This window comes from Kitasatospora sp. NPDC058162 (assembly GCF_042884005.1).
Classification (GTDB): Bacteria; Actinomycetota; Actinomycetes; order Streptomycetales; family Streptomycetaceae; genus Kitasatospora.
In genome coordinates, this window is sequence record NZ_JBHVUS010000008.1 from 1 (window position 1) to 17,059 (window position 17,059).

Consider the following 17,059-nt stretch of genomic DNA (forward strand, 5'->3'; position numbering starts at 1 on the left):
CGTCCGGGTACGGCCGTACGGGCGTACCCGGACGACCGCCGACGCGCCCCGACCCGGCACCGCGAGCGGGCCTGACCGAGGTCGGCGGGGCGTCGGCGCCGCCGCCGACGCCCCGTCCGGTTCACAGGTACAGCGGGTGCGGGCGTCCGGAGCCCGCGACGTTGTGGCGCTCCCCGTGGCTGGCGCGCGCGAAGGCGGACACCAGGCGGCCGTCGACCGCGCCGAGGGCCACGTCGTGGCGGGGTGCCGGACCGTCCATGACGCCGTACAGGTGGGGGCTGGTCACGTACTCCTGGACGAGCCATCCCTCGTCGCCCGCGAGCCCGACGGCCGCCTCCCAGGCGGACCCGTCGGCGACCTCCCGGCCGATCACCACACCGTTGCCGCGGGTGTCGAGCGGGCGCTTGAGGACGTAGCGGTCGCGGTCGCGCAGGACGGCGCGCAGCGTCGCGGCGTCGCAGTACGCGAGGTTGCGCGACCACGGGACGGCCGGGCGGACCCGACGGTAGTCGGCGGCGTCGAAGAGGTGGGCGAAGCGCGGGTCGGAGAGCACGGCGAGGCACAGCTTGTTGTCGCCGATCAGACGTCCGCGCAGCCCGTTCTGCACGAACAGGCGGCCCTCGCGCACGGCCTCCAGGTAGGGCGCCGCGTCGTCGCCCATCCGCAGCAGGTCCTGGATGCCGACCTTGGCGAACCCGTGCCGCACCGGTTCCCCGCGCACGGCGACGCCGTGGCGCCCGTCGGCCGTGAGTTCGCGCGGGTCCGCGTGCAGGACGCGGACGCCGAGGGCCGTCAGGGCGGTGTCGTAGTCACGGGTGTCGGCGCGGTAGCTGCCGTCCGGGCAGAGCAGGGCGACGGTCTCCGGACGGCTGCCGGTGTGCTGCTCGGCGAGGCGCAGCAGCCAACTCCCCGGCCAGAGCGCGTCGTCGGCGGGCAGCGGCGACGGGAGGGTGATGCCGTGCCGGGCCAGCAGCGGCCGCCAGGCCGAACGGCCCCGGCCGGCGCCGGGCAGGCCGCCGGGGCAGTTGGCGTTGGTCTCCAACACCCGTAGCGTGCCGTCGGGTTGGGGCAACAGGTCGATCCGCAGCAGGTGCACCCGGGTGTCCCGGGCGGCGGCCACCTGCTCGTGCAGCACCCGGGGGAGCGTCAGCACCTCGCGCAGTCCGCGGTCGTGGTCCCAGGCGGCCACGACCGTCTCGATCACCCGGTGGTACGAGGCGACGAACGCGTCCAGCTCGCCGCGCAGGTGCGGACGCACCCGCAGCGGCAGCCCCTGCGCCTGCGGCTGCGCCCGGACGATCTCGAAGACCTGGGACTCGGCCAGCTCGCGCCCCTCGCCCTTCCGCGCGATCGCGACGACGTCCCGGGTGAAGTCCTCGTCCAGCCCGGCCCAGGTGTACCCGCCTGCGTCGCCCCCGTCCTCGTCCGGAAGGGGCGTGCTGGGTCGGGGCGGAATGACGGTGGTCGCGGTGGTCGCGGTGGTCGCGGTGGTCGCGCTGGTCGGACTGGCGGCGGCAGCCAGCTCGATGCCGGGGCCGCCGGGGCCGGGAACCTGGTGCATGGTCGGACGTCCTTACGGGTGCGGGAGGCGTGCGGCAGCCCTCGGAGACGGTCGGTGGACGCGCACGTGATCCCGGAGTATCCAGCCACCCGCGAACAGCCCGGCGCACGGCACCGCACAGTTCGCCGGATCGAGTGAACCTGTCGAGCACATGCGGGAATCGCGCCGAGCCCGTGATCCCCGCCACGGAACGACGGACTCCCGCCCGCGCGCCCGAGGAGGAATCATGATCAGGTGACCATCGACCTGCTGCCCGGCCTCGGCGTCCGCCTGCCGGCCCCGCTGCCCGAACTGCACTTCGGCCTCACCGAGGCGGCGGTGCTCGCGCTGCTGGCCCCGCACGGCGAGCTGCTGCCGGACGGGGTGCACTCGACCTTCGTCTGCGGCTGCCGCTGGTCCCTGGGTTTCCGGCTCCCCGGCGTGGGCGTCTCGCTCTCCGCGCACCACGAGGACGCCCTGGCAGGGGTCTGGGTGGGCCGGAACCCGCACGACGACCGGCCCGCCTGCCCGGTCGGCTACCTCGGCATCGACGTGTTCGGCTGGCCGGCCCGGGAGTTGGCCGAGGCCCTGCGCGCCGAGGGCCTGCCCGTGTCGGACCCGGACCACGGCACCCTGCGCCACCAGGGCCTCTACCTCCATGCGAGCACCGGTCGCCCGCCCCGCCCGGCCCCCGGTCGCAAGACCCGCCACGAGGTGCCCTACCACTTCGACTCCGTCTCCCTCCACCACACCACCCCCGAGGCCCCCCGATGACCCCGCAGCAGGCGAACCCGCGCCCCACCGGCACCGCCAGCGGCCCGTACGACGCCGCCTTCCTCCCCCAACGTGCCGCGTTCCAGCGGTACTTGCGCGACGAGGGCCCCGAAGTCCCGTTCCCGGACGGCGGCCACGTCTTCGACCACCTCGGCGGCCTCCCGTCCTTCCCCAACGGTGAGGCCCGAGTTCCCGCGCCCTGGCAGTACCTCTTCGCGCTCTCCGACGCCCCGGACGACGGCGACCCGTACTTCCTCGACTTCGATTACGGCGTCGGCACCGGCTTCCTCAGCCCGGACGGCCTGGAGGGCCGCTTCCACCGGGAAGTCCCGTAGTACCCGAAGCCCCTGTCCACCCCACCCCATCCCAGGAGACAGCGCATGACCACCACCCCCCTCACCGTCGCCGTGCTCGGCCCGGGCGGCGTCGGCGGCCTGATCGCCGGGCTGCTCGCCCGCGACGGCCACCGCGTCATCTGCCTGGCCGGCGAGCAGACCGCCGCCCTCCTCGCCCGGGACGGACTGCACGTGCGCAGCGCCCAGTTCGGCGAGTTCACCGCCCGGGTCGAGGCGGCGACCGAGCTGAGCGAGCCGGTCGACGCGGCCTTCGTGACCGTCAAGGAGACCGCCCTGACCGCCGCGCTCGACCGGATGCCGCCGCAGGCCCTCGGCGCCGCCATCGTGGTGCCCCTGCTCAACGGCCTGGACCACATGGCGCTGCTGCGCGAGCGGTACCCGGCCGGGCAGGTCGTGGCGGGGACGATCCGGGTCGAGGCCACCCGCACCGCGCCGGGCCGGATCGAACACACCAGCCCGTTCGCGGCCGTCGAACTCGGCGGTCCGGTGGCCGAGTTCGCCGAACGGCTGCGGCACACCGGGCTGGACGTCACGCTGCGCGAGGACGAGACCGCGATGCTCTGGAGCAAGCTCTCCTTCCTCGCCCCCTTCGCCCTGCTGACCACCCGGCACGCCGACGGCATCGGCGTCGTCCGGACCGAGCACCGGGACGAACTGCTCGCCGTCCTGGCGGAGATCACCGCCGTCGCTGACGCGGTCGGCGCGCCGGCTGACGCGGGGACGCTGCTCGAGGCCTTCGACCGGATCCCCGCGGGGATGAAGTCCTCGATGCAGCGGGACGTCGAGGCGGGCCGGCCGACCGAGCTCGACGCGATCGGCGGCGCGGTGCTGCGGGCCGCCGAGGCGCACTCCGTTCCCACCCCGACCATCGCCCGGCTGGTGCGCGAACTGTCCTAGGGGTCGGGCTCCCAATGAGGGGCGGGCCGTTCGCCGAGCGGCCCGCCCCTCCGTCCCTACGCGGCCTTCGCCGTGGCCCGTACCCCGAAGTGCACGTACCGGCTCCCGTCGGCCAGCGCGTAGAACACCACCGGTATCCAGGCGTCCTTGTCGTTGCGCCGCCCCGCGAACACGGTCTTCGTCGGCGTGTGCGACACCGCCGTCAGCTGCCACACCAGCGGGTCGAACGTCCCCGCGAGCCCGTCCGCCCCCTCGTAGGTCAGGATCAGTGCGCTGCCGCCGCTCCCCTCGGCGATCGTCATCAGGAAGCCCTCGCGCTTGTACCTCCCGAGGAACTCCCCGACCTCGACCACCGGCGGCTCGGCGGGCGGCTCGAACCCGGGCATCGTCACGCCCGCGAACTCCGCCGACAGCTCCCGGCACAGCGTCTCGAAGACCTTGGGCGCCGCTCCCCCGCCATTGGTCAGCAGCACCACCGCGACGCCCTTCTCCGGCATCGCCCGCAGGTACGCCAGCTGGCCGAAGGTGCTTCCGTCGTGCCCGAATCCCCGGACGCCGTCCCATTCGAACAGCCCCCAGCCCAGGCCCCAGTGCCCGCCGAGGAACCACTGGTCGGGCATCTCGACCTCGCGGTTGAGCATCGCCTCGACCACGGCCTCCGGCACCACCCGCGTCCCGTCCGGCGCGGCGCCGCCGTCCACGAACAGCCTTGCGAACCGGGCGACATCGGCCGCCGTCGCGCAGATCCCGCCGTACGGGCCGGCCGAGCGCGGCATCATGTTCCACAGCGGGGTGGGCACCGGCTCCTCGCCCGGGTCGCCCATGTGCCCCATCGCGGCGCGGAAGCGCAGCACCTCCTCCGGCAGGGTCATGGTGTGCGCCAGCCCGAGCGGGCCGGTCAGCAGTTCCTTGAGCGCCTCGTCCCAGGTGCCGTCGGTCACGACCTCGACGATCCGGCCGAGGACGTTGTACGCGGTGCTGGAGTAGGACACCGTCGTGCCGGGCGGGTTGGTCAGTCCGACCGTCCGGGCGCCCTCGATGTAGCGGGCCAGGCAGTCGTCCCCGCGACCGGTGTCGCTGACGTGGTCGCCCTCGATGCCGCTGGTGTGGTTGAGGAGTTGGCGCGGTGTGATGGTGCGGCTCGCCTCGGCGTCGGCGACCGCGAACTCGGGCAGGACGGCCACGACCGGCGCGTCGAGGTCGAGCTTCCCGGCTTCCGCGAGCAGCACCACCATCGCCGCCGTGTAGCCCTTGCTGACGGAGCCGATCTGGAACACGGAGTCCGTGGTCGCGGCGACGCCGGTCTCCGAGTGCAGGATGCCGGAGGCCAGTTCGTGGATCTCGCCGTCGGCGAGCACGGCCAGGGCGGCGCCGTGGACGCGGTGGGCGGCGAGGAGTCCGTCGAGCCGAGCCTGCCAGCGGTCGGTGTCGAAGGCCGGTGCCCCCTCGGGGACGCCCAGCGCCCGGTTGACGGTGCGGGTGACGGCCCGTTCCGTCCGCTCCAGGATCCTGGCCACCTCCTGGTCGACGACCTTGGACACTTCGCGGCTCAGGTTTTCCGACATGTGCTCTCCCTCGTGGTCACGACGGTTCGATGCGGCAGCGGTGGACTCGGCACACTCGCTCGCGATCCGGTGCAACGGACCGTCAACTCCCGTGTGAGCACACGGATTCCGGGCCGCGCCCTCGGCACGGCCCGGTGCTGCCGATCATGACACTAGCGCGATCACGAGCTTTTTCAAACAGCGTTTGAAATTCAGCGCCCTCCGCCGCCCCCGCACGGCCTGCTGTCGGACCGCAGGCCTAGGCTGGCTGCGAGACAAAAGGGATCAAGGAGCAGAGCTGTGCGTATCGAGCGTCATCAGGTGCAGGAGTCGGCGGTTTCGGCCGCCCGCGAGGGCTTCGCCGACCGGATCGGAGGGATGGTCCACTCCTACTCCCGCGCCGGCCTGATGACCGCCACCGAATGGCGACTGATCGCCGACGAGTTCCTCGACTACCTCGGCGCGCTCTCCGCCGACTCCCCCGCCCTCGACACCCCCGAGGCCAGGGCCGTCCTCAAGGACGCCACCGAGGCCGCCGCCGGTGCCATCGCGTTCGCCGCGTACTACGGGCGCGACAGCTTCCAGGTGTTCCTCGACTATCCGAACTTCGGGATGGGCTACTCCCCCGAGGACGCGGACGACAGCGTGCGCCGCAGGCCCGTCCTGCCGCAGCACTGGCTCGACGCGCTCTGCCTCGCGATCCTCTCCGACCGGGTCGCCCGGCACGGCGAGGCCTTCGCCTTCACCTGGCAGGCCATGCCCGCCGGCGGCGGCTACTCCGCCGCCCAGCTCGTCAACGGCTTCATGGCCCACCTCTTCGGCGACACCCGCGACGAGGCCGCGCCCGACGCCGGGAACGCACTCCACGCCGGGAACGCACTCCGCGCCGGAAGGGCACTCCCCGCCGAGACCCCCGAGCAGCGGCTGGCCGCCATCGACGCCGCGCTGGCCCGGATCGAGGACCGGGACAGCGACGCCACCCAGGCCCTCCACACCCTGCGCGCCCTCGCCGCCGGGGACCGCGAGGCCTTCGACTCCGGGCTGCTCGCCCTCCTCGCCCGCGCCGACGGCACCCGCCCCCGCAGCCTCCTCCCGCTGCTCCCGCTCGCCCTCGCCGCGCTCGCCCACCGGGCCCGCGGCTGGCTCCCCGCAGTCGACACCGACTACCTCCCGCACGCCCTGGTCACCGGCTTCGCGGGCCCCGGCCCCCGGGTCGGCGGCCTCGGCCGCGACCGGCGCCCGGACGCCGTCACCCGGCTCGCCGCCGGGCCCGTCCGCGTCGACCGGCCGAGCCCGGCCCTCCCCCTGCACGCCGACACCGAGGCGCTGTACGAGCAGCGCACCCGGGAGGCGATCGACCCCGGGCCCGAGGACCGCCACACCGTCTCCCGGCTCGCCCGGGCCCTGAGCAAGCAGGCACTCCTCCTCCGGGCCCGCGCCTCGCAGTCCGCCGACGTCACCGACACCCAGCTCGCCGGCCTGCGCCTGGCCTCCCAACTGGGCGCCGCGCTGTTCCGGATCGCCCTCGCCGAACCCGGCACCGAGGCCGAGGTGACCATCGACGGCCGGACGGTCCGCTACCCGGCCACCAGGGACGAGGACTCCGGCCCCGGCCACTGGCACCTCGCCCTCGACCTCGCCCTGATCACCGGCGTCCGCGAGGACCTCGCCCCGGTCGTCCTGGCCGGCCCGACCCACTCCACCGCCGACCGCTCCGCGTTCGCCTCCTACCGCGTCGCCCTGCACGACTACTTCCGGGGCGCCGACCCGCTCCCGGCCACCGAACAGGCCCTGCGCGAGGTCGAGAAGGCGAAGGACTGGGGCTTTCTCCCGCCACCGGTCGTCCTCTTCTCCCAGCTCGTGGAGGGCGACGAGACCAGCTTCAACCTGGCACTGCTCGACGCCCTCGAAGCCCACCGCGACCACCACGCGGTCGCCGACCGCGCCACCGACCCCGGCGCCGCGATCAGCCTCGACATCCTCGCCCTCGCCTGCCACGCCCGCCGCCGCGGCTGGGCCGTCCACGTCGAGTCCCCGTACCTCCCGGCCCGCCTGCTTGGCTAGCCCACGGGACCGGACCCGCCCCTCGAACTCCCGTCGTCGAACTGCTACTTGATGGGGCAACGGGAGTTCGAGCGCCGGCTTCGGCTCAACGGCCGAGCCCGGTTGCGGGGCGGTCGGCCACAGGAGTACAACTCCTCGGGTGACGTCGACCGATCAGCGCACCGCTCCCGCCTGGAGCCACGTCGAGGAGTTCCTGCGCGCCCACGAGGCCGACCGGATCCCGCATCCGGGCGGCACCCTGCTGGAGCATCTGGCCCGGGTGGCGACCCTGCTGGCGGACTGGGGCACCGACTCCGCAGTCCAGGCCGCCGGGCTCTGCCACGCCGCGTACGGGACGGACGGGTTCGACGGCGCCCTGCTCGGGCTGGACGAGCGGGACACCCTGGCCGAGGTCATCGGCGACCGCGCCGAGGCGCTCGTCTACCTGTACGCGAGCTGCGGCCGGGCCGCCGTCTACCCGCGCCTGGGGCGGGACGACGTGCCGCTGTTCCACGACCGGTTCACCGGGGAGGATTACTCCCCGCCGGAGGAGGACCTGCGGGCCTTCCTCGCCATCACGGCCGCCAATGAGCTCGACGTGTTCATCCACAACCCCGAGCTGGCCGCCCGCTACGGACCAGTCCTCTACGAACTCCTCTCCCGCGCACGGGAGTTGCTCCCGCCTGCGGCCTGGCGGGCCTGGCAGGACTGGAAGAGCAGGCAGGAGGGCGGCCAGGATTGACGACAAGTCAATCCACCACCGGCCGAGGAAACTTTTCCGACCGTTCACTTGTCATGTCGGAACCACCGCACGAGGACGGAACGTTCTTGACTGCGGGAGGGATACAGACATGACAAAGAAGCCGTACCGTTTGGCCGCCGCCACGATCGCCCTGTTCGTGGCGGCCCCCTTGTTCACCGCGTGCAAGAACGCCGACCAGGCCCTCGACTGCGGAAAGCGGGCGATCAGCCTCACCGGCGATGTCCAGGACCTCACCGACTCCGCACTCAACGTCGGCCAGATCACCGACGACAGTCGGCGCAAACACACCGTCGAGGCCTTGAAGAAGATCGTCGAGGACGTCAAGGTGATCCGCAAGGACGGCGACGGCAAACTCGACGCGGCGGCCGACAAGCTGTCCAAGGCCGTCGACAACGCCCAGGCCGCCGTCTCCAAGGGCAAGGAACCCGACTTCGGACCGATCGGCGACGCCGCCGGGGAGCTGACCAAGGCCTGCGCCGGCGCCTGATCCCCGCACAACCCCGCCACCCGGGCCGGGGGCACCCTAACCTGGGCGCCCCCGGCACCCGGGCACCTGGTCACCCGGGCACGCCGAGCGGCTCCCCCGGCCTGTCGCCGCCGCCCCGGAGCACGCGACCGGTAGGAATGGGCACCGGACCGAACCGCACCCCGGAGGCACCGGTGAACCACCCGACCCTCGACCCGATCCTCGACCAGATCCGCCGACTGCGCGCCGAGTTGGCCCCCGGCGACACCGTCCCCGCCCTGGTCACCGCACTCGCCGAGGGCACCGCCCCGCTCACCGCGGTGGCCGAACTCGCCGCCCAGCAGCACCGGATCATCACCTCCGACCGGCGCAGCCTGCTGCTGCTCGCCACCCGCTGCGCCGACCGGCCGCTCGGCGACTGGTTCGTCACCCTCGCCGGGGGCGAGAGCGCCGCGCTGCGCACCCTGCCCGCCCTGGCCGAGGCCTGCGGCCTGGACGCGCGGGCGGTGGCCGCCCGGGCACCGCTGGCCGGCTGCCAGGCGTACCCGGCCTACCTCGCCTGGCTCGCACTGAACAGCCGACCGCCCGCCGCGGCCGCCGCCCTGGTGGCCAACTTCGCGGCCTGGGGCGGCTACTGCGCCACCATCGCCCAGGCGCTGCGCCGCCACCACGGCTTCTCCGACGAGGCGTGCGCCTTCTTCGACTTCTTCGCCCAGCCGGCGCCCGAGCTGGAGCAGCAGGCCGCCGACGCCCTCGGGCCAGACCCCTTGGACGACCACACCCTGGCCACCGCCCGGGAGTACGGCCTGCTGCTCCAGGCCTACGAGCACCTGTTCTGGGACACCCTGGGAGGCTGACTCACACCTTCCGGTGCGGCTTTCCGCCGACCATCCGGCACTCGGCGGGCCCGACCATGCCCACCGGGACCACCGGGACCACCGACCACCGACCACCGGGCAGGACTCCCGACCACCCTCACCCCGGCGTGTCGTCCGGCAGATGTGCCAGTGGCACGGGCCCGTGGTACCGGTCGCCACAGGAGGCGCTCAGAATCCACAGAACACCTCCAGACAAAGAGAGTTGACGTTCAGTCAATTCTCATGTGGAGTGAACATGACGCCCTGGTCGGCGTCGCGTGCCCTGCGGGACGGGGCCGGTCGGCCATGGCTGCCATCGGCGCAAAGGGGGAGCATCCTGATGGCAAACGCGAAGGGTTACGACGTCTCCGACTTCCAGTCGGGCATCCCGGGGGACGCGGAGTTCGTCTTCATCAAGGCCACCGAAGGCGGCCACACCGGCCAGTCGGGGTACGCCGACAAGCTCGCGGACGCCCGGGGGCGCGGGCTGGTGGTCGGGCACTACCACTTCCTGCACGCGGAGAACCCGGTCGACGGCGAGGTGGAGCACTTCTGCCAGGTCGTGGGGCAGGTTCCCGCAGGCGAGCTGCTGGTACTGGACTTCGAGCCGTACGGGCAGTCGGTCGGCGACGGCGACGCGACCGCGGCCAAGAACCGCTGGCTGGCGGCCGTCAAGCAGCGTTACCCGGACCGCCTGGTCGGGCTCTACACCAACCGGGACTACTGGTTCCGAACGGACGACAACGCCGGTGACTTCCTGTGGATCGCGGACTACGTGTCCGCGGGTTCGCCGCGGATCCAGGCGTCCTGGCGCTTCCACCAGTACAGCGACGACCCGCTCGACGCGGACGTGTTCAACGGCTCGCTGGACGACTTGCGGGCGTGGGCCGGGGCCGCCCGGACCCCGGACCCCGGGCCGCCCACGCCCACCCCGACCCCCACCCCGGACCCGGGGCCGCAGTCGCCCGATTGGCCGGGGCTGCAGCTGGTCAACCGGGACCAGTGGGGCGCCCGGCCCTGGCGTGAGCCCAATGGTTCGATCCCGTACGCCGGTCCGCGCGCCGGAGTGAAGGTGCACTACCTCGGCACGGCGTACACCTTCGGCACCCACGACACCTGCCCGGCCTACGTACGGCGCCTCCAGGCCTCGCACATGGACGACGACGGCTGGTCGGACATCGGCTACAGCTTCGTGGTCTGCGAGCACGGCTACGTGTTCGAGGGCCGCGGGCTGAACCGGCGCAACAGTGCCAACGGCGACGTCCCGCTCAACGAGGCGCACTACGCGGTGTGCGGACTGGTCGGCTCCTCCGGCTCGACCGTGCCGACCCCGGAACAGCTCAACGGGCTGCGGGACGCGATCGAGTACTGCGAGCAGCAGGGCCCGGCGGGCCCGGAGATCAAGGGGCACCAGGACGGCTACTCGACCGACTGCCCCGGCCCGGCGCTGTACGCCTGGGTGACGTCGGGTGCGCCGCGCCCCTCCGGCACGGTGGTCACCCCGCCCCAGCAGCCCGCGCCGCAGCCCGACCCGACCCCGGCCCGGTACCGGCGGGACATCGGCGGTCTTTCGTACGGCTACGGCGCGCACGGTCCGCAGGTCACCATGGTCGGCGAGGCGCTGGTGGCGGCGGGCTTCGGTTCGCACTACAGCCGGGGCCCGGGACCGGACTGGACCGATGCCGACACCCTCAACTACGCCGACTACCAGCGCAGTCTGGGCTACTCCGGTGGGGACGCGGACGGCGTGCCCGGCGAGTCCTCGCTGCGCCGACTGCTCGGCGGACCGATCCCGCTGGCCGAGGTGTCGAAGTCGCACGTGGTCGCGGCGGCCCGCCAGGACCCGGAGGCACCCCAGGGCGCCACCACGTACCCCGACGACGTGTACACGGTGGAGCGGGCCCTCGTCGCGGAGGGGCTGCTCGACCGGCAGTGGGTCGACGGGTCGTTCGGCACCAAGACCATCGACGCCTACTCCGCGCTGCAGCGCCGGTACGGGTACAGCGGGCAGCAGGCGGACGGCATACCCGGCATCGACTCGCTGACCCGGCTCGGCCAGGCGCACGGCTTCACTGTCGTCGGCTGACGTCGAACGAGGAGGACGGATGTACCAACTCACCCTGTCCCTGTGGCGCACCTGCGTGCCCTACATCGTCGCGTTCCTCCTGGTGCAGGCCGCCCGGCTCGGCATCCACCTGGACAACGCCTCCGTCACCTCCGCCCTGGTCACCGGCTTCGGCACGGTCTACTACGCCGTGTTCCGATTCCTGGAGCACCGGTTCGGCGCGAGCTGGGGCTGGTTCCTGGGGGCCGCCCGGCCGCCCTCCTACCAGCCGCCGGCCCCTGCACCCTCGGCCACGGCACCCGCACCGACGCCTGAGCCGACGCCCGCACCGGCATCCGGACCGACGCCGGCCGCACCCGTACCCGCCCCGGCACCCGCACCCGCACCCGCACCCGCGGACCCCACGCCGGCTCGGCCCGACTACCGGAACCTGCCCGAAGGCGGCTGACGGGCCCCGCCGAACACCAGCACCAGGGCTTCGGATTGGCATATTCCGAAACCCCGAAAACAGGCCCGGTAATACAATTACCCTTTCGCGTTCAGGCCTTGACGAATTGCCGCCTGAATCCGAGACTGAGCCTGCCGCCAATGCATCCTGATCCCCTTTTACCGGGCCCTTGATGCACGAAGTGAACGGAGGGGGAATTGCCGACGACACCGACCTACCCGGGCGTCTACATCGAAGAGCTTCCCAGCGGCGTCCGGACCATCACCGCAGTGAGCACCTCGGTGACCGCCTTCGTCGGGGCCACCCGACGCGGCCCGCTCAACCAGCCGGTCACCATCACCAGTTTCGCGGACTTCGAACGCCGTTTCGGCGGACTCGCGAGCCAGAGCCCGGTCAGCTACGCCGTCCAGCAGTTCTTCCTCAACGGGGGCTCGGTCGGGATCGTGGTCCGGGTCGCGGCGGCCGGCACCGGCGCCACCGCGGCCGTCACCCTCAACTCGACACAGACCTCCACCGCCACCCCCGCCCTCCAGGTCACGGCCATCGAGCCGGGGCTCTGGGGCGGCGGGCTGCGGGTCGCCGTGGACTACCGGACACCGACCCCGGCCGAGACCTTCAACCTCCAGGTCTTCGACACCTCCGGCGCCGTCCAGGAGTCCTTCACGGACCTGTCGGCGCAGGCCGCCAGCCCCCGGTTCGCCGAGACGGTGGTGAACGGCGGCTCGGGCGTCGTGCGGGTCAAGGTGCTGGCGGAGGCCCGGCCGGACCCGGTGGGCACCGTCTCCAAGCCCTTCGCGGCCACCCTGCCGGACCTCACCCACGAGATCCAGGTGAAGATCGCCGACGTCTCGCGGACCGTCAAGATCTACGACCCCGCCGCGGACGGCACCGCACCGACCACCGTCCCCGAACTCGCCCTGCTGCTGGAGCGCAAGCTGCGCGCCCTGCCGGACGCCCCGGGCAAGCGGGCCTTCGCGGGCACCCGGGTGAGCGTGTTCGGGCGGCAGCTGCAGGTCGTCGCCGGCTCCACCGACCCGGCCGACGTGGTGCGCTTCCTCGGTGAGGCCGCCAACAACCTCGGGTTGGAGGGCTCGGTGAACCCGCCGGTCCTCGCCCTCTCCGGCGGCCAGGACGGCGGAGCCCCCGGCATGACCGACCTGATCGGCAGCGAGGCGGGCAAGACCGGCATCCAGGCGCTGCGCGACGTGCCGGACGTCAACCTGCTGGTGCTGCCGGAACTGGCCGGCTACGCCGGCATGGACGACGCCGTCACGGTCGTCTCGGCCGCTCAGGCGCTCTGCGTGGAGCAGCGGATGTTCCTGATCGTCGACGCGCCGCAGGCGTGGACGACGCTGGACGCCGCCCGGGCGGGCCTGTCCGCCTTCGACTCGGTGCGCAGCGACCACGCGGCGCTGTACTTCCCGCACCTGGAGCTGGTCGACCCGCTCACCGGCCGGCTGCGCAGCTTCCCGCCGTCGGGCACCATCGCGGGCGTGATGGCGCGCACCGACGGTCAGCGGGGCGTGTGGAAGGCGCCGGCGGGCACCGAGGCCGGGCTGCCCGGGGTGCGCGCGCTGACCGTCCCGCTGACGGACCGGGAGAACGGCCTGCTGAACCCGCTCGCCGTGAACTGCCTGCGGACCTTCCCGGTGGTGGGCCCGGTGGTGTGGGGCGCGCGGACCATGGCGGGCGCCGACGCGCTCAGCTCGCAGTGGAAGTACGTCCCGGTGCGGCGCCTGGCGCTGATGCTGGAGGAGAGCCTCTACCGCGGCACCAAGTGGGTCGTGTTCGAGCCCAACGACGAGCGGCTGTGGGCGCAGATCCGGCTGAACGTGGGCGCGTTCCTGCACTCGCTGTTCCAGCAGGGCGCGTTCCAGGGCACGTCCGCGCGCTCGGCCTATTTCGTCAAGTGCGACAAGGACACCACCACCCAGGACGACATCAATCGCGGCGTGGTGAACGTCGTGGTCGGATTCGCGCCCCTCAAGCCCGCGGAATTCGTGATCGTCAAGATCGAGCAGCTCGCCGGACAGTTCGAGGTTTAGGATCTCCATGGTCGAGTTCACCGTCAATCCACACCGGTTCGATCCGTACAAGAATTTCAAGTTCCTGGTCGTCTGGGACGGTCGGGTCGTCGCCGGAATCAGCAAGATCAGCCCGCTCAAGCGCACCACCGAGGTGGTGAAGCACCGCAGCGGGGGCGATCCGAGCGCGCCACGGAAATCGCCGGGGCGCACCGACTTCGAGGCGGTCACCCTGGAGCGCGGGGTCACCCACGACCCGGAGTTCGACCGCTGGGCCAACAAGGTCTGGATGGTCGGTGCGGGCCGCGGGGCGGAGGTCTCCTTGCGGGACTTCCGCAAGGACCTGGTGATCCAGGTGCTCAACGAGGCCGGTCAGGTGGCGGTCGCCCACAAGCTGTACCGCGCCTGGCCGAGTGAGTACCAGGTGCTCGGCGAACTGGACGCCAACGCGAACGCGGTGGCGATCCAGAGCCTCAAGCTGGAGGTGGAGGGCTGGGAGCGGGACGAGGAGACGCCCGAGCCGGAAGAGCCCTCGTTCCAGCAGCCGGCCTGAGCGGCCGACCGATGGAACTCGCGGGGGAGGCCGCCCTGTTGGCCGCGTGGGAGGCCGGGCTGGCGGCCGGCCGCACCGGGCGGGCCCTGCTGCTGCACACCGTCGCCCGGCCGGACGCCGGTACGGAGGAGCTGCTGGCCGTGCCGATCGGCCGGCGGGACGCCGAACTCTTCGGCCTGCGGGCCGAGTTGTTCGGCGAGCGGCTCGACGTGCGGGTCGGCTGCCCGAGTTGCGCGGAGGAGATGGAGTTCGCCTTCGACTCCGGGCAGGTGGTCGGTGCCGAGCGGCCGGCGGACGGCCCGCTGCGGGTGGAGCTGGACGGGTGGCAGGTCGGCTTCCGGCTGCCCACCCCCGGCGACCTGGCCGCCGCCGAACAGGCCCCCGCGGACCGGGCCAGGACCGTCGTGCTGGAGCGGTGCGTACTGACCGCCGAGCACGGCGGGGAGCCGGTCGCCGCCCGGCAGCTCCCCGAACCGGTCCAGCGGCGCGTGGCCGAGGCCGCCGCCGCGGCCGACCCCTGCGCGGACGTCCGGCTGCACCTCAGCTGCCCCGAGTGCGGCGAGCAGGCCCTCGCCGAACTGGACATCGCCTCCTACCTCTGGGAGGAGCTGGACGACTGGGCGCGGGCGACCCTGCTCGACGTCCACCTCCTGGCCCGCGCCTACGGCTGGAGCGAGACGGAGATCCTGGCGCTCAGCCCGCTGCGGCGCCGCTACTACCTGGAGCTGTGTGCAGATGCCTGACCACTTCGACCGCCTGCTGGCGAAGGGCGGCCCGGGCGCGGACCGGGCCGGGGTGCGGTTGCGCCCGCGCCTGCCGGGACCGTTCGAACGGCCCGACGCGCTCGCTCCGGCACGGCCGGTCACAGCCGAGGAGCCGTTCGGTCCGGGCCGCTCGGGCGGGCGACCCGTTGCCGTGCCGCTCCCCCGGCCGTCGGCGGCACCGCTCGCGGCGCCGGCCGGGACGGCGCTGCGGGCAGTGGAGGGTGGGGACCGGCCGGCCGCGGCACCCGTCCTTCCGCTGCCGCGCACGCCGCTGCTGGTCACGCCACCGGTCACCCCCGCTGCCGCACCGGCCGTCGCACCGACGGCGCGCCGGGAGGCCGCCCGCCCGACGGCCGTACCGACGCCCGTCACCGCGCTGCACCGGGCGGCCGCCCCCGAGCTGCCGCCCGTCGCACCGCCCGCGGCGATCCGGCCCGCCGCCGCGCCCGCGTCCGTACGGCGGGCTGCCGCGGCAGCCGCGCCGGGCCTGACCCACGGGACCGGGGCCCGGCGCCGGCAGCGGCCGGTCGAGCGGGTGGTGCGGGTCCAGATCGGGCGGGTCGAGGTCAGAGCCGCCGAGCGGGCCCCGGCCGCACCGCGCAAGCCCGCGGCCGCCCGCCCGGCTCCCGCCCTCGACCTGGACAAGTACCTCAACGGACGCAGCGGGGCGGGGGCATGAGCAACCACCTCGCGATCGCCACCGTGAGCGAGGCGCTGCGGCTGCTCATCACCCGAGCGCTCGCGCCCGACATCCCGTTCGCGGTCGAGGTCAGCACTCGCAAGCCCCCCACCGAGCCGCCCGCCGACCCGACCATCACCGTCTTCCTCTACCAGGTCACGCCCAACGCCTCGCTGCGCAACCGCGACGCGCCCACCCGCGCGACCGACGGCACCCTGCTGACCCGCCCGGCCGCCGCCCTGGACCTGCACTACCTGATCAGCTGCTACGGCGAGGAGACCCAGCTGGTCGGTCAGCGGCTGCTCGGCTGCGTGGTCCGGGCCCTGACCGAACAGCCGCTGCTGTCACGACAGTTGATCGATGAGGCGGCTGCCCAGCCGTACCTGGTGGGAACGGACCTCGCCGCCTCGCCGCAGCGGGTCCGCTTCACGCCCACTCCCATGGACCTGGACGAGACGTCCAAGCTGTGGATGACGCTGCTCCAGACGCCGTACGCGCTGTCCGTGGCCTACCAGGCCGCCGCCGTCTTCGTGGAGGGCAGGGCCGATCCGGTGGCCGGCAAGCCGGTCCTGCGCCGCACCGTACGGGCCGTGCCGTCGCACGGTCCGGTCGTGGACCGGGTGCTGTCCCGGCCGGCCGGGTCCCCGGGCGCACCCGTGGAAGGGCCGGTGACCAAGGACCGGGAGCTGGTGGTGGAGGGCTCCGGCCTGCGCGCGGACCTGGTGGTGGCCCGGCTGGGCGAGCGCCGGGTCCCGGTCGACCCGGGGGGTGTCCGGGACGACCGACTGGTGGTCGCCGTACCGGAGGACCTGCCTCCCGGCGTGTACCAGGTGCAGGTGCTGCACGGACTGGCGCTGGACGGCCGACCGGCCGCCGACCACCTCGCCGTGGAGTCCAACGCGCAGGCCTTCGCCCGGCAGCCGCGGATCGTCGCGCCGATCGGCACCGCGGACCGCGGCGACGGACCGGCCGGGGTCTCGGCCCGGCTGGACCTCCGGCTGGACCTGCCGCTCCGGGACGACCAGCAAGTCCTGCTGCTGCTGGACGAGTTGCACCCGCCCGCCGGGCGGCCCGGGGCGAGCCACCAGTTCCGCGCACCCGCGCCGCCGCTGCCGCGCCCCGATCCGTTCGCGGTCCGGGTGCCGGTCGTCGGCGTCCGCCCGACGGCGTACCTGGCCCGGGTCCAGGTGGACGGCGTGCCGAGCGAGTTGACGGTGTCCGGCGACGGGGCCTTCACCGGCCCGGTCGTGGACCTGACGCACTGACCTCAGGACGGGGGGATCGGG

At 73.4% G+C, this 17,059-nt stretch carries 16 protein-coding genes; 14 read left to right on the forward strand and 2 right to left on the reverse strand.

Annotated features, from left to right (window positions below):
• Window positions 1-121: 121 nt before the first annotated feature.
• On the reverse strand, window positions 122-1,561 hold the full coding sequence (locus ACFVXG_RS17550) for a hypothetical protein (protein ID WP_387928437.1): 1,440 nt from the start codon (window positions 1,559-1,561) through the stop codon (window positions 122-124).
• Between the two features lie 234 nt (window positions 1,562-1,795).
• Between ACFVXG_RS17550 and ACFVXG_RS17555 the strand changes: the two genes are divergently transcribed.
• The 3 genes from ACFVXG_RS17555 to ACFVXG_RS17565 are packed head-to-tail and all read left to right on the forward strand — an operon-like array spanning window position 1,796 to window position 3,567.
• Window positions 1,796-2,314 carry a hypothetical protein gene (locus tag ACFVXG_RS17555; protein WP_387928439.1) on the forward strand — a complete coding sequence of 173 codons (519 nt, stop codon included), beginning with the start codon at window positions 1,796-1,798 and terminating at the stop codon, window positions 2,312-2,314.
• The gene (locus ACFVXG_RS17560; RefSeq protein WP_387928441.1) at window positions 2,311-2,649 is read left to right on the forward strand and encodes a hypothetical protein; all 339 of its coding nucleotides are present in this window, start codon (window positions 2,311-2,313) and stop codon (window positions 2,647-2,649) included. Before ACFVXG_RS17555 ends, ACFVXG_RS17560 begins: the two co-directional genes overlap by 4 nt.
• 45 nt (window positions 2,650-2,694) lie before the next feature.
• Window positions 2,695-3,567, forward strand: a complete 873-nt coding sequence (locus ACFVXG_RS17565; protein ID WP_387928443.1) for a ketopantoate reductase family protein — start codon at window positions 2,695-2,697, stop codon at window positions 3,565-3,567.
• A 56-nt stretch (window positions 3,568-3,623) separates the two neighbouring features.
• On the opposite strand, the gene ACFVXG_RS17570 is transcribed toward ACFVXG_RS17565, so the two are convergent.
• Entirely contained in the window at window positions 3,624-5,132 is a 1,509-nt protein-coding gene (locus ACFVXG_RS17570; protein ID WP_387928444.1) for a serine hydrolase domain-containing protein, read from the reverse strand.
• Window positions 5,133-5,411: 279 nt separating this feature from the next.
• On the opposite strand from ACFVXG_RS17570, the gene ACFVXG_RS17575 reads away from it, so the two are divergent.
• The 11 genes from ACFVXG_RS17575 (at window position 5,412) to ACFVXG_RS17625 (ending at window position 17,038) form a co-directional block, all read left to right on the forward strand.
• Complete coding sequence (locus ACFVXG_RS17575; protein WP_387928445.1) at window positions 5,412-7,175, forward strand: Imm49 family immunity protein; 1,764 nt, start codon at window positions 5,412-5,414, stop codon at window positions 7,173-7,175.
• A 139-nt stretch (window positions 7,176-7,314) separates the two neighbouring features.
• The gene (locus ACFVXG_RS17580) at window positions 7,315-7,896 is read left to right on the forward strand and encodes a DUF6817 domain-containing protein (RefSeq protein WP_387928447.1); all 582 of its coding nucleotides are present in this window, start codon (window positions 7,315-7,317) and stop codon (window positions 7,894-7,896) included.
• A gap of 109 nt (window positions 7,897-8,005) precedes the next feature.
• Window positions 8,006-8,404: a hypothetical protein gene (locus ACFVXG_RS17585; RefSeq protein ID WP_387928448.1), complete on the forward strand. Its 399-nt coding sequence runs from the start codon at window positions 8,006-8,008 to the stop codon at window positions 8,402-8,404.
• Between the two features lie 173 nt (window positions 8,405-8,577).
• The gene (locus ACFVXG_RS17590; RefSeq protein WP_387928450.1) at window positions 8,578-9,240 is read left to right on the forward strand and encodes a transcriptional regulator; all 663 of its coding nucleotides are present in this window, start codon (window positions 8,578-8,580) and stop codon (window positions 9,238-9,240) included.
• Between the two features lie 340 nt (window positions 9,241-9,580).
• Window positions 9,581-11,326 (forward strand): peptidoglycan-binding protein, encoded by a 1,746-nt coding sequence (locus ACFVXG_RS17595; RefSeq protein WP_387928452.1) that lies wholly within the window; start codon window positions 9,581-9,583, stop codon window positions 11,324-11,326.
• Window positions 11,327-11,345: 19 nt separating this feature from the next.
• The gene (locus tag ACFVXG_RS17600) at window positions 11,346-11,753 is read left to right on the forward strand and encodes a hypothetical protein (protein WP_387928454.1); all 408 of its coding nucleotides are present in this window, start codon (window positions 11,346-11,348) and stop codon (window positions 11,751-11,753) included.
• A 197-nt stretch (window positions 11,754-11,950) separates the two neighbouring features.
• A complete protein-coding gene (locus tag ACFVXG_RS17605) occupies window positions 11,951-13,798 on the forward strand; it encodes a phage tail sheath family protein (protein WP_387928456.1) in 1,848 nt (615 codons plus the stop codon).
• 7 nt (window positions 13,799-13,805) lie between these two features.
• On the forward strand, window positions 13,806-14,330 hold the full coding sequence (locus ACFVXG_RS17610; RefSeq protein ID WP_049649365.1) for a phage tail protein: 525 nt from the start codon (window positions 13,806-13,808) through the stop codon (window positions 14,328-14,330).
• 11 nt (window positions 14,331-14,341) lie between these two features.
• Window positions 14,342-15,073: a hypothetical protein gene (locus ACFVXG_RS17615; protein WP_387928458.1), complete on the forward strand. Its 732-nt coding sequence runs from the start codon at window positions 14,342-14,344 to the stop codon at window positions 15,071-15,073.
• Window positions 15,066-15,773: a hypothetical protein gene (locus ACFVXG_RS17620; protein WP_387928459.1), complete on the forward strand. Its 708-nt coding sequence runs from the start codon at window positions 15,066-15,068 to the stop codon at window positions 15,771-15,773. Before ACFVXG_RS17615 ends, ACFVXG_RS17620 begins: the two co-directional genes overlap by 8 nt.
• Window positions 15,770-17,038 carry a DUF4255 domain-containing protein gene (locus ACFVXG_RS17625; RefSeq protein WP_387928461.1) on the forward strand — a complete coding sequence of 423 codons (1,269 nt, stop codon included), beginning with the start codon at window positions 15,770-15,772 and terminating at the stop codon, window positions 17,036-17,038. The genes ACFVXG_RS17620 and ACFVXG_RS17625 overlap by 4 nt, the downstream gene beginning before the upstream one ends.
• Window positions 17,039-17,059: the final 21 nt, after the last annotated feature.

Coding starts and splice junctions, on each gene's coding strand:
- ACFVXG_RS17550 (WP_387928437.1), bottom strand. CDS start 1,561: ATGCACCAGGTTCCCGGCCCCGGCGGCCCCGGCATCGAGCTGGCTGCC.
- ACFVXG_RS17565 (WP_387928443.1), top strand. CDS start 2,695: ATGACCACCACCCCCCTCACCGTCGCCGTGCTCGGCCCGGGCGGCGTC.
- ACFVXG_RS17595 (WP_387928452.1), top strand. CDS start 9,581: ATGGCAAACGCGAAGGGTTACGACGTCTCCGACTTCCAGTCGGGCATC.
- ACFVXG_RS17610 (WP_049649365.1), top strand. CDS start 13,806: ATGGTCGAGTTCACCGTCAATCCACACCGGTTCGATCCGTACAAGAAT.
- ACFVXG_RS17570 (WP_387928444.1), bottom strand. CDS start 5,132: ATGTCGGAAAACCTGAGCCGCGAAGTGTCCAAGGTCGTCGACCAGGAG.
- ACFVXG_RS17600 (WP_387928454.1), top strand. CDS start 11,346: ATGTACCAACTCACCCTGTCCCTGTGGCGCACCTGCGTGCCCTACATC.
- ACFVXG_RS17615 (WP_387928458.1), top strand. CDS start 14,342: ATGGAACTCGCGGGGGAGGCCGCCCTGTTGGCCGCGTGGGAGGCCGGG.
- ACFVXG_RS17625 (WP_387928461.1), top strand. CDS start 15,770: ATGAGCAACCACCTCGCGATCGCCACCGTGAGCGAGGCGCTGCGGCTG.
- ACFVXG_RS17585 (WP_387928448.1), top strand. CDS start 8,006: ATGACAAAGAAGCCGTACCGTTTGGCCGCCGCCACGATCGCCCTGTTC.
- ACFVXG_RS17560 (WP_387928441.1), top strand. CDS start 2,311: ATGACCCCGCAGCAGGCGAACCCGCGCCCCACCGGCACCGCCAGCGGC.
- ACFVXG_RS17620 (WP_387928459.1), top strand. CDS start 15,066: ATGCCTGACCACTTCGACCGCCTGCTGGCGAAGGGCGGCCCGGGCGCG.